The organism is Tenacibaculum sp. FZY0031 (assembly GCF_036350695.1).
In the GTDB taxonomy this organism is placed as follows: domain Bacteria; phylum Bacteroidota; class Bacteroidia; order Flavobacteriales; family Flavobacteriaceae; genus Polaribacter.
The window spans coordinates 54371-72818 of record NZ_JAZDVY010000010.1; the positions used below are offsets into that span (position 1 = coordinate 54371).

The 18448-nt window shown below is 31.3% G+C and carries 24 protein-coding genes; 3 read left to right on the forward strand and 21 right to left on the reverse strand.

The features are described 5' to 3' along the window. Positions 1–17 precede the first annotated feature (17 nt). The 20 genes from V1T75_RS14285 to V1T75_RS14380 form a co-directional block, all read right to left on the reverse strand. Positions 18–545 (reverse strand): hypothetical protein, encoded by a 528-nt coding sequence (locus V1T75_RS14285; RefSeq protein WP_330489179.1) that lies wholly within the window; start codon positions 543–545, stop codon positions 18–20. A gap of 11 nt (positions 546–556) precedes the next feature. Then, entirely contained in the window at positions 557–2413 is a 1857-nt protein-coding gene (locus V1T75_RS14290; RefSeq protein WP_330489180.1) for a DNA topoisomerase IV subunit B, read from the reverse strand. A 93-nt stretch (positions 2414–2506) separates the two neighbouring features. Next, positions 2507–2743, reverse strand: coding sequence for a hypothetical protein (locus V1T75_RS14295; protein ID WP_330489181.1), 237 nt, complete (start codon positions 2741–2743; stop codon positions 2507–2509). 7 nt (positions 2744–2750) lie between these two features. Then, on the reverse strand, positions 2751–3221 hold the full coding sequence (locus V1T75_RS14300; protein WP_330489182.1) for a thermonuclease family protein: 471 nt from the start codon (positions 3219–3221) through the stop codon (positions 2751–2753). 3 nt (positions 3222–3224) lie between these two features. Then, complete coding sequence (locus V1T75_RS14305; protein WP_330489183.1) at positions 3225–4139, reverse strand: hypothetical protein; 915 nt, start codon at positions 4137–4139, stop codon at positions 3225–3227. 6 nt (positions 4140–4145) lie between these two features. Then, positions 4146–5408 (reverse strand): ABC transporter permease, encoded by a 1263-nt coding sequence (locus V1T75_RS14310; RefSeq protein ID WP_330489184.1) that lies wholly within the window; start codon positions 5406–5408, stop codon positions 4146–4148. A 13-nt stretch (positions 5409–5421) separates the two neighbouring features. After that, positions 5422–5817 carry a hypothetical protein gene (locus V1T75_RS14315; RefSeq protein WP_330489185.1) on the reverse strand — a complete coding sequence of 132 codons (396 nt, stop codon included), beginning with the start codon at positions 5815–5817 and terminating at the stop codon, positions 5422–5424. A 4-nt stretch (positions 5818–5821) separates the two neighbouring features. Continuing rightward, the gene (locus V1T75_RS14320) at positions 5822–6190 is read right to left on the reverse strand and encodes a DUF6804 family protein (RefSeq protein WP_330489186.1); all 369 of its coding nucleotides are present in this window, start codon (positions 6188–6190) and stop codon (positions 5822–5824) included. Between the two features lie 27 nt (positions 6191–6217). Then, positions 6218–6466, reverse strand: coding sequence for a DUF4236 domain-containing protein (locus V1T75_RS14325; protein WP_330489187.1), 249 nt, complete (start codon positions 6464–6466; stop codon positions 6218–6220). Continuing rightward, positions 6466–7224: an ion transporter gene (locus V1T75_RS14330; protein ID WP_330489188.1), complete on the reverse strand. Its 759-nt coding sequence runs from the start codon at positions 7222–7224 to the stop codon at positions 6466–6468. The genes V1T75_RS14325 and V1T75_RS14330 overlap by 1 nt, the downstream gene beginning before the upstream one ends. A 7-nt stretch (positions 7225–7231) precedes the next feature. Then, positions 7232–7453: a hypothetical protein gene (locus V1T75_RS14335; RefSeq protein WP_330489189.1), complete on the reverse strand. Its 222-nt coding sequence runs from the start codon at positions 7451–7453 to the stop codon at positions 7232–7234. Positions 7454–7570: 117 nt separating this feature from the next. After that, positions 7571–7906, reverse strand: a complete 336-nt coding sequence (locus V1T75_RS14340) for a YegP family protein (RefSeq protein ID WP_330489190.1) — start codon at positions 7904–7906, stop codon at positions 7571–7573. Between the two features lie 84 nt (positions 7907–7990). Continuing rightward, a complete protein-coding gene (locus V1T75_RS14345; RefSeq protein WP_330489191.1) occupies positions 7991–8548 on the reverse strand; it encodes an SH3 domain-containing protein in 558 nt (185 codons plus the stop codon). An 80-nt stretch (positions 8549–8628) separates the two neighbouring features. Next, positions 8629–8910, reverse strand: a complete 282-nt coding sequence (gene yidD, locus V1T75_RS14350) for a membrane protein insertion efficiency factor YidD (RefSeq protein ID WP_330489192.1) — start codon at positions 8908–8910, stop codon at positions 8629–8631. Beyond that, the gene (locus V1T75_RS14355) at positions 8910–9143 is read right to left on the reverse strand and encodes a hypothetical protein (RefSeq protein WP_099216602.1); all 234 of its coding nucleotides are present in this window, start codon (positions 9141–9143) and stop codon (positions 8910–8912) included. The genes yidD and V1T75_RS14355 overlap by 1 nt, the downstream gene beginning before the upstream one ends. A 10-nt stretch (positions 9144–9153) precedes the next feature. Continuing rightward, on the reverse strand, positions 9154–9360 hold the full coding sequence (locus V1T75_RS14360; protein ID WP_125067306.1) for a hypothetical protein: 207 nt from the start codon (positions 9358–9360) through the stop codon (positions 9154–9156). 84 nt (positions 9361–9444) lie between these two features. Next, on the reverse strand, positions 9445–10110 hold the full coding sequence (locus tag V1T75_RS14365) for a hypothetical protein (RefSeq protein ID WP_330489193.1): 666 nt from the start codon (positions 10108–10110) through the stop codon (positions 9445–9447). 1168 nt (positions 10111–11278) lie between these two features. Further along, the gene (locus V1T75_RS14370; protein WP_330489194.1) at positions 11279–11944 is read right to left on the reverse strand and encodes a response regulator; all 666 of its coding nucleotides are present in this window, start codon (positions 11942–11944) and stop codon (positions 11279–11281) included. Positions 11945–11946: 2 nt separating this feature from the next. After that, positions 11947–13818, reverse strand: a complete 1872-nt coding sequence (locus V1T75_RS14375) for a tetratricopeptide repeat protein (RefSeq protein WP_330489195.1) — start codon at positions 13816–13818, stop codon at positions 11947–11949. Positions 13819–13874: 56 nt separating this feature from the next. Then, positions 13875–14048 (reverse strand): hypothetical protein, encoded by a 174-nt coding sequence (locus V1T75_RS14380; protein ID WP_330489196.1) that lies wholly within the window; start codon positions 14046–14048, stop codon positions 13875–13877. Between the two features lie 374 nt (positions 14049–14422). On the opposite strand from V1T75_RS14380, the gene V1T75_RS14385 reads away from it, so the two are divergent. Next, positions 14423–15166, forward strand: a complete 744-nt coding sequence (locus tag V1T75_RS14385; RefSeq protein ID WP_330489197.1) for a hypothetical protein — start codon at positions 14423–14425, stop codon at positions 15164–15166. Between the two features lie 79 nt (positions 15167–15245). On the opposite strand, the gene guaB is transcribed toward V1T75_RS14385, so the two are convergent. Beyond that, the gene (gene guaB, locus V1T75_RS14390) at positions 15246–16721 is read right to left on the reverse strand and encodes an IMP dehydrogenase (protein ID WP_330489198.1); all 1476 of its coding nucleotides are present in this window, start codon (positions 16719–16721) and stop codon (positions 15246–15248) included. Positions 16722–16977: 256 nt separating this feature from the next. Here guaB and V1T75_RS14395 point away from each other — a divergent pair, with 256 nt between their 5' ends. Together V1T75_RS14395 and V1T75_RS14400 are read left to right on the forward strand one after the other, a co-directional pair. Continuing rightward, positions 16978–17748 (forward strand): hypothetical protein, encoded by a 771-nt coding sequence (locus V1T75_RS14395; protein ID WP_330489199.1) that lies wholly within the window; start codon positions 16978–16980, stop codon positions 17746–17748. 111 nt (positions 17749–17859) lie between these two features. Then, complete coding sequence (locus V1T75_RS14400; protein ID WP_330489200.1) at positions 17860–18447, forward strand: hypothetical protein; 588 nt, start codon at positions 17860–17862, stop codon at positions 18445–18447. Position 18448: the final 1 nt, after the last annotated feature.

An 18448-nucleotide genomic window follows, 5' to 3' on the forward strand; every position in this document is an offset into this window, starting at 1 on the left:
TAATTCTAATTAAAAACTTACTCTGTTAGGTAATACTTTACAGTTACAAGTTCTAGTGAACTTGGAAAGCCAACAGCCCTATTTTCTTCTAAGTCTAAAGTTACTGTACAACTTGAATTTGCGTTTAAAGTAGTACACGGTACCTTCAATAGGTTAGCGTAATTCGTTGTATACACTACATCGTCGCTTGATAAAGTAAAATAAGGAATCCCTTGTACAGAGTAATTGTTTGGATTATTTAATTTTATCTCAAACTCTAATCTTGAGGTGTTGTTTCCTGTATCTGAAGTATATTCAAAGCGTAATACTTCATACGTAAATCCTTCTAGTAAAGGTGGTTCTATATTTACAGGTTCTGTAATTAACACAGCATCACATGGCACCTCCTGCTCTACATCATAACGATATATATGGTCTCCTACTGTATAAAACTGCGGGATGGTAACTGTTTTCATACACTCTTCTTCTTCTTTGTTAGAGGAACAACTAATAAAAAATATAATCCCAATTATAATATACAATTGATATAACTTCGATGCTTTCATATAATTTCTTTTTAAACCTCTTCTACAATATCTAACTCAACCTTTAAGTTGTTAATGATAAACTTTTGTCTGTTCGGCGTATTTTTACCCATATAGAATTCTAACATTTGTTCTATCGACATTTCTTTGTCTAACATTACAGGGTCTAAACGAATATCATCTCCAATAAAATGGACAAATTCGTTAGGAGAAATTTCTCCTAACCCCTTAAATCGAGTAATTTCCGGTTTTCCTCTTAGTTTGTTTATCGCAGCTTGCTTTTCTTCTTCTGAATAACAATAAATGGTTTCTTTTTTATTTCGTACTCTAAATAACGGAGTTTCTAAAATATACAGGTGTCCATCTTTAATTACTTCTGGGAAGAATTGTAAAAAAAAGGTTATTAATAACAAGCGAATATGCATACCATCAACATCGGCATCGGTAGCAATTACGATATTGTTATAACGTAAATCTTCCAGTCCGTCTTCAATGTTTAAGGCTGCTTGTAATAGGTTAAACTCTTCATTCTCGTACACTATCTTTTTAGACAACCCATATGAGTTTAGTGGCTTTCCTTTTAAACTAAATACTGCTTGTGTGTTTACATTACGTGATTTAGTGATGGATCCACTTGCCGAATCTCCCTCTGTAATAAACAAGGTCGTATCTAAATATCCATCTTTTTTAGTGTCTCCAAAATGTATACGACAATCGCGTAGTTTTTTGTTGTGTAAACTTGCTTTTTTTGCACGTTCACGAGCTAATTTTCGTATTCCTGATAATTCTTTACGCTCTTTTTCTGCCTGTAGTATCTTCTTTTGAAGTTTGTCGGCTACTTCAGTGTTTTTATGTAAGTAATTATCTAACTGTGTTTTTACAAAGTCGTTGATGTAGGTTCTAACAGTTGGCAGGTCTCCTCCCATTTCTGTAGAACCTAATTTCGTTTTTGTTTGACTTTCAAAAACAGGCTCCATTACCTTGATAGAGATTGCACCAATAATTGATTTACGCACATCGGAAGCATCGAAATTTTTCCCAAAAAATTCTCGAACTGTTTTTACTACCGCTTCTCTAAACGCGTTTAAGTGCGTTCCTCCTTGGGTGGTATTTTGTCCGTTTACAAATGAATGGTATTCTTCTGAATACTGTGTTCTACTGTGTGTTATTGCGACTTCAATATCATTGCCTCGTAAATGGATTATTGGATACAACATATCTTCTTTGTTGTTGTTATCTTCCAATAAGTCTTTTAACCCGTTTTCTGAATAAAATTTCTCTCCATTAAAAACGATGGTTAACCCTGGATTTAGGTACACATAGTTTTTTAATAGTTTAGAAATATACTCAGGACGATACTTATAATTTTTAAAGATGGTTTCATCTGCAATAAAGGTTACTTTGGTACCTCTACGACGTGATGTTTCATCTAGTATTTCTTGATTGGTTAAGTTTCCTTTTTCAAATTCGGCAGAAGCCGATTTACCATCCCGATTCGATTCTACTCTAAAATAGGTTGACAACGCATTTACTGCTTTGGTACCTACTCCGTTTAAACCAACTGATTTTTTAAAGGCTTTAGAATCGTATTTTCCTCCTGTGTTCATCTTCGAAACTACGTCCACTACTTTCCCTAGCGGAATACCACGTCCGTAATCTCGCACAATTACTTTATTTCCTTGTACAGAAACTTCTATGGTTTTACCTCCTCCCATGACAAATTCGTCAATGGAGTTATCTAAAACCTCTTTTACCAAAATGTAAATTCCGTCATCTGGTGATGATCCGTCCCCCAGTTTACCAATATACATCCCTGGTCGCATACGGATATGTTCTTTCCAATCGAGCGAGCGTATATTGTCTTCGGTATATTGTGTTTCTTGCGTCATAAAAAAATCGTGTGAATTGAAGTCCGTGCTAAAATAGTACTTCGCCCGAAAAAATAAAAAACTCTGTTAATATAGTTATCAACAGAGTTCGTTTTATTTCTTTTTTAATGCTTTCTTCTCCCATTTACAGAGCAATCTGCCAAATCTCCTCACTTTTTTCTCTGTACTTTCTTTTATCGTTGCTTTGCATTGTGATAATCCTCTACAGTTTTTTTTAAAGTGGTATTTGGTGCTTGCTACACTACTACAGATATACACTTTTTTGTCTTCTACTTTTTGAAATGCCACTAACACACCTACTGATAGTAGCATTATTATGACTTTTTTCATTTGTTATTTAGTTTGGTTGTTTTCTATATTGCCAGGGTGTCGTTACATTGGGTAATGACCACATACCTATTTTAAGTTGTTTTGCTTTGTTTTCTAACAGGGCATATTCTTTACTTTTTGAATATTTTTTAAAGTGCATTGCCAACCCTTTTTTAACTAAGCTTTTATTAATGTTTTGATGGTTATCAAAATATATTTCGGCGATTAAACGGTTCCAATGCCACTTCCCTTTGTTAACTATTTTAACTGTTTTTCCAAATATTTTGTTGGATACAAATTGTTTTGCTTTGGTGCTATAAGCTTGTCCTTTTTCTGGACAATCAATATGTTCTAGCCTTATGTGTATTGGTTTGTTTTGATATAACACCTTTACGGTATCTCCGTCTACTACCCCAATTACTCTTGCACTAAATTCTTTCGGTACTTTTGCCCCTATTACAGTTATTAATAAAAATAATAGTATTGTTTTTAGGTACATAGTTTACTTGGTAAGAATAAAATCGTTGATAACATCATTTATATGAATAGGTAAATCGGCTCTTTTTATTTGAAACTTCTTTACATTCATTTCTTTTAACCATTTTTTCCAATACTCTTTTATTACATCTTCTTCGTAAGGGTTCTTTTTATCCGGGTTTACTCCCAAAACTAATACTTCTACATTTTGTAAATTTTTATGTAAAGGTAAAAAACCATAATCTTTTGATTGAAACTTCTCTTTCCAATTACCTTTATTTAGTTTGAAACTTCTTATTGTTTTTGGTACTAAGTACGATGTTCTGTTTTGTTCTCTTGTAAGGTTATCTTTATGGTACACATACCCATCTGTTAAAACCACTACCACATTCTTATATCCTTCTTCCACACAATAATCTTGGATCTTATTTTTAAAGAAACCTCTTATATCTGACCCAACATATTTATCATCTGTAATAGCGGTTTCATAAATATTATTACATATTTCTGTATACTTCTTTGCGGTTTTTAGAATTTCGTCTTTGGTTGCATTGGTTTTATCAAACTGTGTTTTGAGTGTTGCTATTTTCTGATTTAATTCACTATCTGATGGTGCCGGCTCAACAAACAGTTGTATTTTATCATTAATTTTATTTGTTCTCTTTCCTCTAATATGGTTTTCAAAAGTCTTCGCGACAGACTCTATGTAACCTAAATCTCTTTGATAAAACTCCATTGAAGGTTCTGGATACTTCTTTGGATTTATTCTATCTGACAAATCTAATACGATACTAATATTTAAATTTTCTTTGCTCTTTTTTTTACTTGTACTACTTATTTCTTTTGATACTTCTGCTACTGGGTCTTTTTCTTTTTTATTTGAACAAGAGTATGTAAGTATTATATATAGAGTTACTATTATAAGTTTATATGCTTTCATTTTTCGTTATTTTAATTGAGATTTATAAATTATTCCTTCCGTGTTTTCATCTGTTAAATCATATTTTGTCAGGTGTTCTTTTTCTACTTCATCACATTTAGAAAGTAATTCATCTCTTCTTTTTAAATCTAAAAAATTGTCTGTTATAGCTAAATACCATCCTTTTACATATTCTGCATGGTAGGTTAAGTAACGTTTATTAGGGAATACAAAGCCATCAATTGTTCTTTGTAAATTAGCTATTCTTGCTTCTATTCCTGAGATTTCTTCTTTTACACCGTTTAATTTTTCTATGGCTTCAACTATTGATTTTTGTAGGTTAACAATCGTTTCTCTTTTACTTCTTATAAAGGCTTTTATTTTATCAATGTTCTCATATTCCTTCATAATAAAATCAAACACCAGTCCCCAAATTATATATACGACAAAGCCTGCAAAGATGATTCCCCAAAACTCTACTTTACTAAAGGCTATTGACAAATCGAACTCTGGTGAATCTGGTGTTTTATTATAATCATAAATCTTCATTTCTATCTGATACGCTAGTATGGCATCGAATATAAAAGTGATAATAAATAATGCTCCTATTTTTACATATGACAACCAATTTTTATGTTTTTGAAACATATGTATTAAATATCCTAAACCCATAAAAGCGAATGGTATGGTAGCTATAAAAATCGCTTCTAACACTCCATGTTCTAAAGCTTTAGAAAATGATTTTCCATCAAAAATTGCCGCTGATAACTCGCTATTTTCAAAGTTTTTAAAAAAAGCTGAATATGAGGCTGATATGTAAAAAACTAATAAGTAGAATGTTATTGGAATAAGTACTATTAACCCTAAATAAAATTGGGCTTTTGGCTTTTTATCTACTTCTTCTACATACTTCTCCGGATTCTCTCTAACTTCAACTATTTGATGTTCACACTCTTCAATCTTTTCTTCATCTGTTTTAATGTTTTCTTCTAAGATTGCTTTTGCTGTTTGTCTTTTCTTTAACTCAATTCCTTCTCTTCCTTTTTCTTGTATATGAGGATCTTTTAGTTTTTTTTGTAGCTCTTCATCTTCTGCGCATTTTCTCTTGTAATCCATATACACATTATTTAAACAAGCTCTGAATACTTTGTGATTTCCTGAGGCTTGCTTAGATGATCCATAACCACTTTCGAAAAAAGTTAGTTTGACATCTTTTTTTTCTTCCTTTACTACTACTTTTTCTACTGGGTCTTTCTCCCTTGTAGTAAATATTTTTTTTAAGGCTTCCATATTTGTTAGTTGATTAGGTTAGTTGTTTTAACAATGTTGTTTTAGGAGTATATTTTTTTGCATTCTCTATCAAAAAACTGGTCAATTCTTCTAGATTCTCTTCCAAAAACCCGAACTTTAAACAATACTTTTTTAGAGTTATCATTTCATCTTCTGTTACTTTTCCATCTGCCCAAATCATTACTGCTAAATCGTATAAGTATTCAACTTTAAGCTCCAAGCTTTCGGGTACTAAGCTTTCTTGTTGGGTTGATAGTAGAATGTTATCTAACTCTTGTTTAGATATATTTCTCTCTTCTGCAAATTTGTATAGCATTTGTGTTTCTAACACATCAAAATCATTATCAGCAAAAGCCATTTCATATAGTCTTAAAAAGTGACTTTTAAGTTCGGTAGTTATTTCATTCATTTTTTTAATATTTAACGTTATACATGTCTTTATTTTTAGACACTTGTTTTTTTATTGTTCGTTGTTTTTTTATGCTTGAGCTATACCCATAAAATATGAGCAGTAGAAATAAGATTCCGCAGAGAACATCTAAAAGAACCCAATATGATTTTACATAAAAATAGATGGGAAATATGGGGTTAAATAATAATGTTATTGGTATAAATAATAACCTCCAATGCTTCTTTATTTTCTGATTAAAAACTACCAATAAGCCTCCTATAAAAACAATTATTCTTAAAACATTGTAATATTCAATTGGTAGTGCTGTTACTGCTAAAAACAATGCTATGGCACAAATAATATTTACTGTTTTTTGTATTCCTACTTTCATTTGATTATAGTTTAACTACGAGTATATTTACTTTCTTTTTATTAACAGTGCTACAAAAACACTAACTATAGCAAAGACAATTCCTAGGCAGCCTATTCCTTCTTTTTTAGTGTGTCTTTTTCTATACTGCAACCCTTTTATACCCGTTCTTATAGAGTACCCTTTGGAGCTTACTGCTCCTATTTTAGTTCGTAAGCTTGGAGAAATGCCCGATTTACTAATATTCAGTCCAAAACCTTTTCCTAGTTTTATTCGTCTGTAAAATTGAAATCCCATTAGTTCTTATCTATTCTTACCCCACAATTAGGGCAGTTACTACAATTACTCTTTTCTTCTTTTACTTTATCTATTAAAGCTGAACTTATAATTCCTGTAGGTAATGCCACAAAGCCAATCCCTATAACTCCTATTAAAGCGCTAAAGAATTTTCCTAAGGGAGTTACAGGATACATATCTGCTACTCCTACAGTGGTAAGCGTTCCTAACGACCACCAAAAGGCTTCTATAATACTTGAAAACTTATCGGGTTGTGCTTCGTTTTCTGCATAAAAGATTAAAGTAGACGAGAGCATTACTAATATTAATGCTATAAAGGCTGTTATTAAGAGTTCTGGCTTGGTTTCTTTTAGTATTAAATTAATTGTTTTAAAGGATTTTGAATACCTACCAAGTTTAAATATTCGTACCAACCTTAACAGCCTCAACACTCTTAAAACTCGTAAATCAAACGGAAAAATTAGTGGTAAATAAAAAGGTAATATTGACAGTAAGTCTAAAATCCCGTAACCAGAGAAAACGTAAGAACTCCACCCTTTATTACTTTGCTTTTCTGCAATTACAATTCTTGTTATAAATTCTATTGAAAAAACCAGAATAGAGAATCCTTCTATAAACTGAAAAAACTGTGTATAATTAACTCTTAACGTTTTAAAAGACTCTAGTACTAAACAGATTATATTTATAATGATTAAACCATAAATAAACCTTGATAAAAACAGGTTGTAATTGAATACTTTTAATGCTCTTGTACTCATAGCTCATTTAACAATTACATTCCGATCTGTCTACATATGTTTTATTTCCATTGCTATTCTTATAATAGCATCCTCCTTTGGGTCCTGTCCATAATTGCTTTCCATTATGAACCCCACACTTCCATTCAGTTTTTGTTTCTTGCTCTTCTATTCCATCCGTATCGGTAGAACATTCTGTTAATAATACTGAAATAAAAATGAGACCTACAATTTGTATTTTTTTTATCATTATGTTTTAGTTTGGTTATACCCCAAAGCTAAACCTACTAAAAAACAAAACCTTACGGATATCCGTAAGGTTTCTAACTACTACAATATAGAATTTTAATCTCCTATAAATAATTATTTATGTTAAATCAACTGTGTCAGCATATGGAGCATTATTTTGTACCGATTTAATACCGTTATCTCTTGCTGAAGTTGTGGTATACATTTCACTTTTACCTATGACTTCTCCATTTTGCGCTTTTAGTGTAAAGTAGTATTGCTCATTTGAAGCTTCTTTTCTTTCATAGTTATCATCATCAGGTGCATTTGTTTTTACAGAATCTATACCGTTTTTACATCCTTGTTTACTAGCGTAGCCTTCACTGGTTAAAATAACTTCTCCATTTCCTGCTTTCAGGTTAAACATGAATTCATTATCCGTTCTCTTTTTGATTTCAAATTTTGGGTTTCCCATTTTCTATGTTTTTTAATTAGTATTATATCAAAACTATACTTTCTAATACAGAAAACTCTACGGAAACCCACATCTAAGCTTTTTTTATTCTACCAAAAGTACACCGCTCACATGAACAAACCCTATTACTTTTGTTCGCTTTACCCTCACTTTAATCCATTTTGCTTGAGTGGCTAATATGGTTAGTTTTTCTCCAAAGTCTAATTGTTGAATTACATAATAAGAAGTACTTGGGCCACTTCTTAAATTTAAAAGGTTTTTGTTTACCAATAATGTTTTTAGGTAATATGGCTCTTCTTTTAACAATGTACTATTGGTTTTACGTCCGTCAAAAATAGTTTGTTTGGTTTGTGGCTTCTTTGAGTAGCTTTTATAAGAGTTGGTATAACTTTTTGTGCTACTTCTCTTTCCGCAAACACCGCAAGAGCCTCCACTGTTACAATATTTACAATACTTACAGTTTTTACATGCTCTACAGTTTACAGAGCCAGTACACCTAGCTTTAGGTGGAACATAACAGCCTACTAAAGCTTTGTTATATAAATTTTCTTTAGAATTGTTTTTCTTTGTTACAACTACCGTAGCAACTATTACTATTAATAATGATGTAATTAGGAATACTTTTTCATATTTCTGATTCATAATATTGAAGGGATTAAGTTTATTATATCAAATCTAATTTCTATAAAACAGAAAACCCTACGGAAATCCGTAGGGTTTAATTAATATAATAGTCGTTTTGCTATTTCCTCTTCTTCTAACACTTCTCCATTCTTTAGCAGCATCTGTTTTTTCTTACTAATCGGGTTTAAATAAAGTTCATAACCATAAGTACAGTTTTTAACCCGATATTTTAATGCTTTTACTCCTGCTAACAGTCCTTTTCTTTTTGTTTCTTCATATACGTAATGTGAACAGGATTTTCTAAATATACAGCATGCTGGCTTATCCTTTGGTTTAAACTTCCAATACGCCTTTATAGAAAGAAGTAACAAATGTTTCATTATTCTTTACTAAAAACAATCATTTGCCTGTATGCTGTATATCCTGGCTGAGAACCTATTCCAAAACAACCTGAATCAGGGAGAACATGAGTTTCTACGCTTTCTAATCGAACATATCGCCAACCTTGATCGTTGTAATTACTAATAATAGCTTCTAATTGTTGTGCTACTTTTGCTGAGTTTCCTTTATTTCTATCAATAGACGGTGTAAAGGGTATTACTTTATATTCCATAATTTATAAATTAGCTTTTGTGACACTCTTCACTACAATGTTTACAGCCATCAGCTTTTGCATAATATTCTTTTGCTTTTAAAACTGCTGAATGGCAAGAAGAATGATAGCCTAAGTCTTTTTTGGAAAGAACAAAAGGCAACCAATTACATCCTTCTTTATGTACTTCATGATCTCCATTTGGTTGTGCTGTATTATTTACATAATATTTTGGCATTTTCTATATTTTTTTGGTTAATATCATTACAAACCTACCTTGATAAAAACACAAAACCCTACGGTTTCCCGTAAGGTTAGTGAGTTACTCTAAAGTTGTTCCGTCTTCAAAAATTATTTTCTCAGGTTTCCACTTTACTTTCATGTCCTTTAGCTCTTTGTTTTTAAGAGCTTTATCACTATCACTAAACTGATTGTAATCTGTTTGTGCTTCGTAATTAACAGTAGTATCTGCTGTAAGCACTTTATCATAAACCAAGTTTATCGTCTTTATTTCTTCATCAAATAAATTTGAAAAAATAAGACTCCCTTTCACTGCTCTTATATTTTTATTCGATTTATTTTGAATTACAAACTTATAGGTGATATAGTCTTCATATTTGTACTTGTAAAAACCCTTTTCAAAACAAGAAATCACTACACTTTCTGATAATCTATTAATCCTCTCTAACTCTTCTTTTTTTGCTTTCTCTGCTAAGAATTTCTGCTCTTTCTCTAGTTTTTCTTCTTTTTCTTTCCATCTTTTCCCTTTTTCTAAAATTTCTCTGTAGGTTAGACCTTCTACTTTTTCTCCTTCTAGTTTTAATCTTAACATTGACCCCACCAACATTCCAAGTTCAGTTGAATCAATTTCTGATTGAACCGCCTTGATGTCTTCTGCTGCTCTTTCTTCATTAAATTTTTTATCAAGAGGGGAAGAACACGAAACAATAGCTAATAATATTACCGATACAATAAACACTTTTCTCATTTTTTATTTTTTTTATTAATATTACTGCAAACTTATCCTCCTTAAAGCACAAAACTTTGAGAGTTTCCGTAGGCTTTGCTATTATATTAAGGCTATGCAAAATGGCTTCCATAATTAAAACTTTGTTAGATGCTATATTGATTTTCTTAACTTTTAAAAGAGTAATAAGAAGATTACTGGTGAAGCCCCTGCCCTTTCTGCTGGTAACTATCGTGTTAGGGTTAAAACGCAGGCAACAGGAAACTCTGAACGCTTTTTAAAGGATATTATGGTAGGTGATTCTACCTTTAGTCTTACTGTTGCTTAAGTAACAACAGTACTGTTATGTAACAGACAACAGTAGTGTTTGATGTTTCAAACAAAATTTTATAACGTAAAAAGTACGAGCTATATGCTCGTACTTTTTTATGTTATATACTCTTTTTGTTATGTTTTTTAATGGGTATGAGGTATTTACTAGTATAACTAACAAAATTCTCAATGTTTTATATGGTGTTTTTATTGTTCTTCGTTATGACGCCATTGCGAGCCTTTCGACTTAAGTTTATCTTGCGCGAAGTCGAAAAGCTCAAGGCAGGCTAAAGCGAAGCAATCTTTGCCTTTGGAGTTCTCTACAGAAAGATTACTTACTCATATCCATCTTGTAATGACGATAAAAAAAAGTCTTATATTCTTTTTCTTGATAAAAAGAAACAAAAATCAAGACTTACAATAAAATCGTAAGAAAATACTACGACACCTACCTCTGATAAAAAGAAACTCGCTATCGCTCAAACAACTTTTTATCTTACATCCATCGCTGCTGTCTTGATTTTCAAAAATTTTCTTGAAGGTCATAAAACATATACTCATCATTATAAATGAAACGTGGCAATTTTTATGTTTGTCGAATAGTTCTCGATAGCTCTGCTGAGCGTAGCCGAAGTACAATTTTTACTTCGTTATCACTCAATAAAAATCACTCGAACTGACAGTGATTGTAATATGAAGAATAAGTGTAACTCTTTTGAGATTCTTCCTCATACCTCGTTCGGAATAACGGTTTACTGTTTGTTAACGTCATTTCGACCAAAGGGAGAAACCGTAAGGTTCAGCGTAGCTAAATCTTAAGAGTATTTGTTTCTCTTTATATTGAGACTCCTCTCTATCGCTCGGAATGACAGTTATTTTAGATGAGTCCAAAATCTTTAGTAATGGCTATGAGTTGTGTAGGGTTATTGGCGTTAAAGTTTTCTTTTAATAGTTTTAAGCGCTTTTCTACCGAACTAACACTACTGGGTTTTATGTCTTTGTTTTTTAATGCTTCGCTAATTTCTTTTTGATCTAAGCCTTCTGCTAAATGTTTTAATAAAAACACGTCGTAGTCTGTAACTTCAAAAGCTTCTTTATCTCGTAAGGCATGTGCTAATTGTGGTGTTATAAAAAACTCACCGTTAAACACACTTTGTACTGCTTTTTTTAGCTCTCTTTGTCCGTGGTTAGATTTCCATACATACGCATTTACCTCTAACTCATTACATAGTTGCTGAATTCTGTAGGGTTTGTCTTCTACAGAAAATACGACTGTTTTTAAAGTAGGCTGTAGTTTTTTTGCCTCGGCTATAAGTGCTTCACCTGATTCTAATCGTTGCTCATGTATATTATCTTTAAATGATAAATCGCTTACTAATAAATCAAATGGTTCTTTATCTAACCATGCTTTTTTAAGTTTTAAAAAAGCCTCATCGCAATATTGTGCATATTCAACATTAGGAATTTGCATGTTTTCTAAGGCTACTTTTATTCCGCTTGACATAAAATCAGCATCTTCTGCTATCAATACTTTTTTGAACATAACTACTTTTTAAATTGAAACTTTGCTTGAAATCCTTTTTCTTGCTTTGATTCAAAAGTAATAAACCCTCCTACTGATTTAATACGGATTTCCATATTTTGTAAACCATTTTTTACAGAGAGGTTTTCTACACCTATTCCATTGTCTTGATACGCTATTGATAATTTATTTTTTTCTACTGAAAAAGTGATAAGCACCAAAGTTGCTTCGCTGTATTTTTTCATGTTTACCAAGAGCTCTTGTAAGGCTCTATATACTACTATTTGTTTTTCTTTAGCTAACTGGTTTATGTTTGCTTCTTGTAATCCTTTATGGATTACTTTACAACGATCGTTCGTAAAATCTAAAAACAGTTGTTTTAAGAAACTCTCAAAGTGCTCTCCTGTGAGTACAGGACTGTTTTCGTGAGAAATATCTCTGGTTTGTGCATATATTTTCTCTACTCTCGTGAGCAACCTTTCATCTGTTATTGATGTATTTTGTAGTGTATTCATTACCGCGTATACATCGTTTGCCAATTCATCGTGTATTTTTTTAGCTAAGCGGGTTTCTGTGTTGTAAACTTCTATGGCTTTTTCTTTTTTATTTTTTTCTCTTTTATAAAAGAAATAGACTATTGAGGATAGAATGGTAAGAATAACTGTAAAAATCCAGAGTTGTTTTTGTGATTTTTGTTGTTCTGTTTTAATTTCTGCCTTTAATTTCTGCTCTTTTAACAGATCAAAGTTATATATCGTTTTTACTAATTTATTTCTGGACTTTCTTCTAGCATCAATTATACTGTCTTTTAAATGACTTCTTTCAATTGCATACTTTCTTACCTCATTTCCTTTTACTAGTTTAATTAGCTTATCTATTGCTTCTATTCTATCATTAGGTCTTTCTCTTTCCCTTGATAAATTATACATTTTTTGAGCATAAAATAGAGATTTATCAGAGTTTTGATTATTAAAATAATCAGATAGATATGAATAATTAGTTATTAAACCTGCATAATTATTTATACTATCTTTTAACCTTTGAACTTTAAAAAAATCATTAACATCAACTTTTTCACCTAATAAATACTTTGTATATGTATAATTATCTAGTATTTTAAATTTTAGCTTTAACTCTATTTTCTTAAAAAAACTGTTTTTTATTATTTTTTCATATATATCTAAGGCCTTTCTATACTTTTTATCGTACTTATAAACTACCGCTTTATTCCCCATGTATCTTATTTTCCTTAAACTATCATTGGTTGTTTCTGTAGCTAAATTGTAATATTTTATAGCTTTATCATAATTCCCTTGATTTCTGGAATTTATTCCTAAGCAATTATAAATAGAACATATAATGTTATTAGATTTAGGGTTATTGCTTATATATTTTAGCCCTTGGATTGCTGTAGAATCACTTTTTAAATAGAGTTCTTCCTCAGATTCTAAACTAGCGATATTATAAAATCTTTCCATTATTTTTAAGCTATCTTGTAACTTTACATTAATCTCATTAGATTTTGTATAATAATAATATGTACTATCATTTTGCTTTAAGTAACGATATCCTAATCCTATATGATAATACACATAAGAATAAGACTTTAAATCTCCACTACCTTTTAGTAAGTTTATTATTTCTTTTCCATAACTTATAACTCTATTATATTGTTTTAATTTAAAAGAACAGTAAACTATTCTTTTTCCTGAAGATATTTGATCTTCTTTTCTAGATTCTCTTTTTGCTTGTTCATAACTCTTTAAGTTTTTTTCTAACCTCTCAATACAAGATAGTTTTTCCTTCTGAATTTTATCTACTTTCTTTTCAAGTTTACAATTAATAAGTAGACCAATTATTAATATTAAATGGAAACCTTTTATTTTTCTTATCATCCAATAAAAATAATATAAAAAAGGAGATGTTTTACATCTCCTTTATCTTTAACTTATTAATTTCCATCTGGATCTTCTGGTACATCTGGATCTTGATCTTCCTCTCCTCCTGTATCACTTGTCACTACTTCTGTAGAATTGGTTTGTGGTACTACAGTAGTTGAGTTTGTATTTATAGTATAGATTCCATTTGTTACTAAAAATGTTATAATTAATAAAACCTTGTTCATTTTGTTACTTTTAAAAATTGATAATATTTATCCTGTCCAAGCACTTTGCTTAGCTACAGTTACACCGAGTTTGGGGTGTAGAATTTTTAAAAGAGTCGCGCGCCTCTTTCGCGGGAAGTAGAGATGAACATCGGTATTATTAAGTAGCTTCCCCCTAAGAAATTCTACCGATATTTCATCTTTTAATTAGAACCAATCAATTTGTTTTCTTTTTAATTTCTCGATCAGTGCCACTGCAAAGATTCTGAAAATCCAAGTTTTACCATTTATCAAAACTTGATCAATCGGCTTTTGTCTAGTTTATGGATAACCGTAATCAATTTTTGTACAACAGCTTTACTTTTGACCGCAACTTGTCTAATAATTGATTAACCATGATTGAAAAACTAATTGTTGATTTTTTTAAAAAGATTGAGACAGATGAAGGAATTGATAGTCGAAATGGAAAAGCTGTGTTTTTCGTACAAGAACTACTAGAAAGAAGGCATGATATATTTAATCATGTGAGTGTACAAACAGTTAGTAGGTTGCATAAAAAGTATGTAGAAAGAGAAGAGAATATCCCCGTTGGAGTTCCCGATCTTTTTGTAAAAGATGTAATGGCTGAATATTTGGGCTTTGAGGACTTTGAAAACTATAAGGAAAGTATTACTATAGATTCTGTAAAGCCTTTTTCAATAAGTGAAGAAAATAACTTAACTGGTAAAAAAGTAAAAGGAAAAAATAAATTAGGAGTTTCAACTATTCTCTTAAAAAAGAAAGCACCAATTTTAATTGGTACCATTCTTTTAGTTTCTGTATTTATTTTTTATAAAGATATTTTGTTTGAAAAAAGTAATTGCATTGTTTGGGAAAAAGACCATTATAAAGAAGTCCCATGTTATTATCTAAATTCAATAGATAATACAACTTACCATATAGATATTGATCGTTTTAAAAAAGTAACACTTACCAAGGATATGGAGTTTTTTACAAACGGTAAGGAGAATTTTTGGTACGGAAGTAATACAGAGGGAAAGCGAGAATTCTTTACGGCTAGGGGTGTACATCCTGAAACGTTGAAAGAATTAGATCCTATTACACCTTATATTTTAGACGCAGAAGGTTTTAAACCATAAAAAAAGCCGTTAATTTAATAATTAACGGCTTTTATTTTTAATCATATTCTACCTGAATTAAGGGAGATAGTTTTATAGTTTATCGTCTACTATAATTAGGTGCTTCTTTCGTAATTGCTACATCGTGTGGGTGGCTTTCATTAATTCCACTTGCTGTAATACGAACAAATTTCCCTGTATTTTTTAGGGTTTCTATATCTTTTGCCCCACAGTATCCCATACCTGCACGTAAACCACCTACAAATTGGTGAATACTTTCTTGCAGCTCTCCTTTGTAAGCAACACGTCCTACAATTCCTTCTGGAACTAACTTTTTAATATCGTCTTCTACATCTTGGAAGTAGCGATCTTTTGAGCCTTGTTTCATCGCTTCAACAGATCCCATTCCACGATACGATTTGAATTTTCTTCCTTCGTAAATAATCGTTTCTCCTGGTGATTCTTTGGTTCCTGCTAATAATGATCCTAACATTACACAGTCTGCTCCAGCCGCAACCGCTTTTGGGATATCGCCTGTATAACGGATACCTCCATCGGCAATTACGGGAACTCCACTTCCTTTTATAGCAGCTGCTACTTCTAATACTGCTGAAAATTGTGGGAATCCTACACCTGCTACCACACGAGTTGTACAAATAGACCCTGGTCCTATTCCTACTTTTACTGCGTCAGCTCCAGCTTCTACTAAATATTTAGCTGCTTCTGGTGTTGCAATGTTTCCTACTACAACATCTAATTCAGGAAATTTTGCTTTTACTTCTTTTAATACAGAAACCACGCCTTTGGTATGTCCGTGAGCCGTATCAATAATTACAGCATCTACTCCTGCTTTTACTAATGCTTCTGCTCTATCTACTGCATCGTGCGTTACGCCTAATGCTGCAGCTACGCGTAAGCGTCCATAAGAGTCTTTATTCGCTATTGGTTTTTGTGTAAGTTTTGTAATATCTCTAAAAGTAATTAACCCTACTAATTTGTCATCATCATTAACAACAGGCAACTTTTCAATTTTATTTTCTTGTAAGATAACTTCAGCATCTTTTAAAGAAGTTCCTTCTGCAACTGTTACTAAGTTTTCAGCGGTCATAACTTCAACAATAGGGCGCTCGTTATTTTTTTCGAAACGTAAATCACGATTTGTTACAATTCCTACTAATTTCCCTCCTTCATTAACAATGGGGATTCCTCCAATTTTATGCTCACGCATTGCTTGTTTAGCATCTAAAACAATTGCGCTTAACGATAAGGTAATCGGGTCGATTATCATTCCGCTTTCTGCACGCTTTACCTTACGAACTTCTTGAGCTTGTTGCTCAATTGTCATATTTTTATGTAACACTCCTATTCCTCCTTCTCTTGCAATAGCAATTGCCATAGCAGATTCGGTTACCGTATCCATAGCTGCAGATACTATTGGAACATTGATTGTTATGTTTCTTGTAAATTTTGTTTGGATTGAAACTTCTCTTGGAAGTACTTCTGAATAGGCAGGAACTAATAAAACGTCGTCATACGTTAATCCTTCCCCTAATATTTTAGCTTGATGAGCTTGCATATGCAATCAATTTAGTGTGTTGTTAATTAATTGCATGCAAATATACTACAAATAATGCAAAAACAATCTTTAAATTTAAGTTAAGTAAATCATTTTTTTTATGTTACTTATTTAGGTTTGAGTACATTTCAATCTTACATCCATTACGTTAATAATCAAGTTTTATACGCTAAAGGTTTTTTGATTATTTTCTTCCCACTTATTTTTTAAATTTATGTAGCTTTTACATATATTTAGAACTCACAAAACCAAAGCAATGGAAAATAATACCCTTCAAAAAGATAGTAAAAAAGTTGTTAACACTAATAGTAATGGTGTTTATCCCAGAGTATCTAAAGAGTTGATTACTGAAATTAACAACATGTTATCCTATGCTATTTATAATGGTATTGTTATAAATACTGAAATAAACTCGCTTATTGAAAGCAACGATTTAAATGATTTGATCAATGCACACAATATACTTGTTAAAAACATTGCTCCTGCTACACCCAAATCGATAGAGTATACCAAAGCTCTTCGAGATGAAGGTGAAAACAAATCTATTTTCAGCAAGCTTCCTTTGGTAAGAAATCTTATTTTCTTAGCTCTTTTCTTTTTGGTTTTATTTATTGTTACTGCCCTTTCCCCTGATGTAAATAACAATTCGCTAGATGAAGGCTTAATGAATAACTCAGGATTATCATTATTATTAAACCTTTCTTATTTAGCGTCTGTTGCTGGACTGGGTGTTATTTTTTATTTATTAAAAAGGGTTAGCGATTCTATTAGAGAATCAACCATGGTTTCAGAAGAGTCTATTTCGTATTTAGCCCAAATAGTACTGGGTATTATTGCCGGACTCATTATGTCGGAAATTATTTCATTTTATACCAAAAGTCCTGAAGATATTAACCTTTTTAATAAAGGAGTGCTTGCTCTAATTGGAGGGTTTTCTTCTGAGGCTATTTTTAGTATCCTACAAGGCATTATAGATAGAGTTAAGTCCATTTTTATTGTACCAAAAACCATTACGAAATCATTATAAAAACAAAGGGGTTGTGACGTTAAGTTTATTATAAATAGAGCTTACAACGTACTAACCAAACTTAGCTCAATATCGTAGCAACCTCTTTTAATTTTAAAACAAACTACACTTATGAAGTACTTTTACGTATTTATTTTTAGTAGCTTTCTTTTTTCTTGCGCTAGCATCCCAAGTTCTACCGTAACACTTACCAAAGAAGTTATTAAAGAAGCAGACAATATGCATCAGCTAAATGTATCTTTGGTTAACAGACTTTTTGATGAGCGAAAAGAAAAAATCAATTTATTTATTGAAGACAAGTACACTCCTACGTTGTTAAAAAATTTTGAGCGGTTATTACCCGATTCTTTGGACTACAAAAAAGAACTACCAAATATTTTAAACAGTATAATTCCTATTATTAATCGTAAAAAAGACTCGCTTCAAAGTGTCTTGGATATACAAAAACAAGATATTCTAAACCAATTAAATGCTAATTATAGCAATTACAACAAAGCTACCACTTCGCTTCAAAACTTAATTAACTCTGCGGTGAAAGTAAAAACTACAGAAAGTGACGCTTTGCAAGCAATAGATCAACTTACAGGAGATAAAATTGATATCAAAAAAGTGGAAAGTACCATTAATCAGAGTATTGATAAAACAGGAAATGCTCTAAATAAATTGATAAACCTTGAAAAAGTAATTACTGAAAAATAAC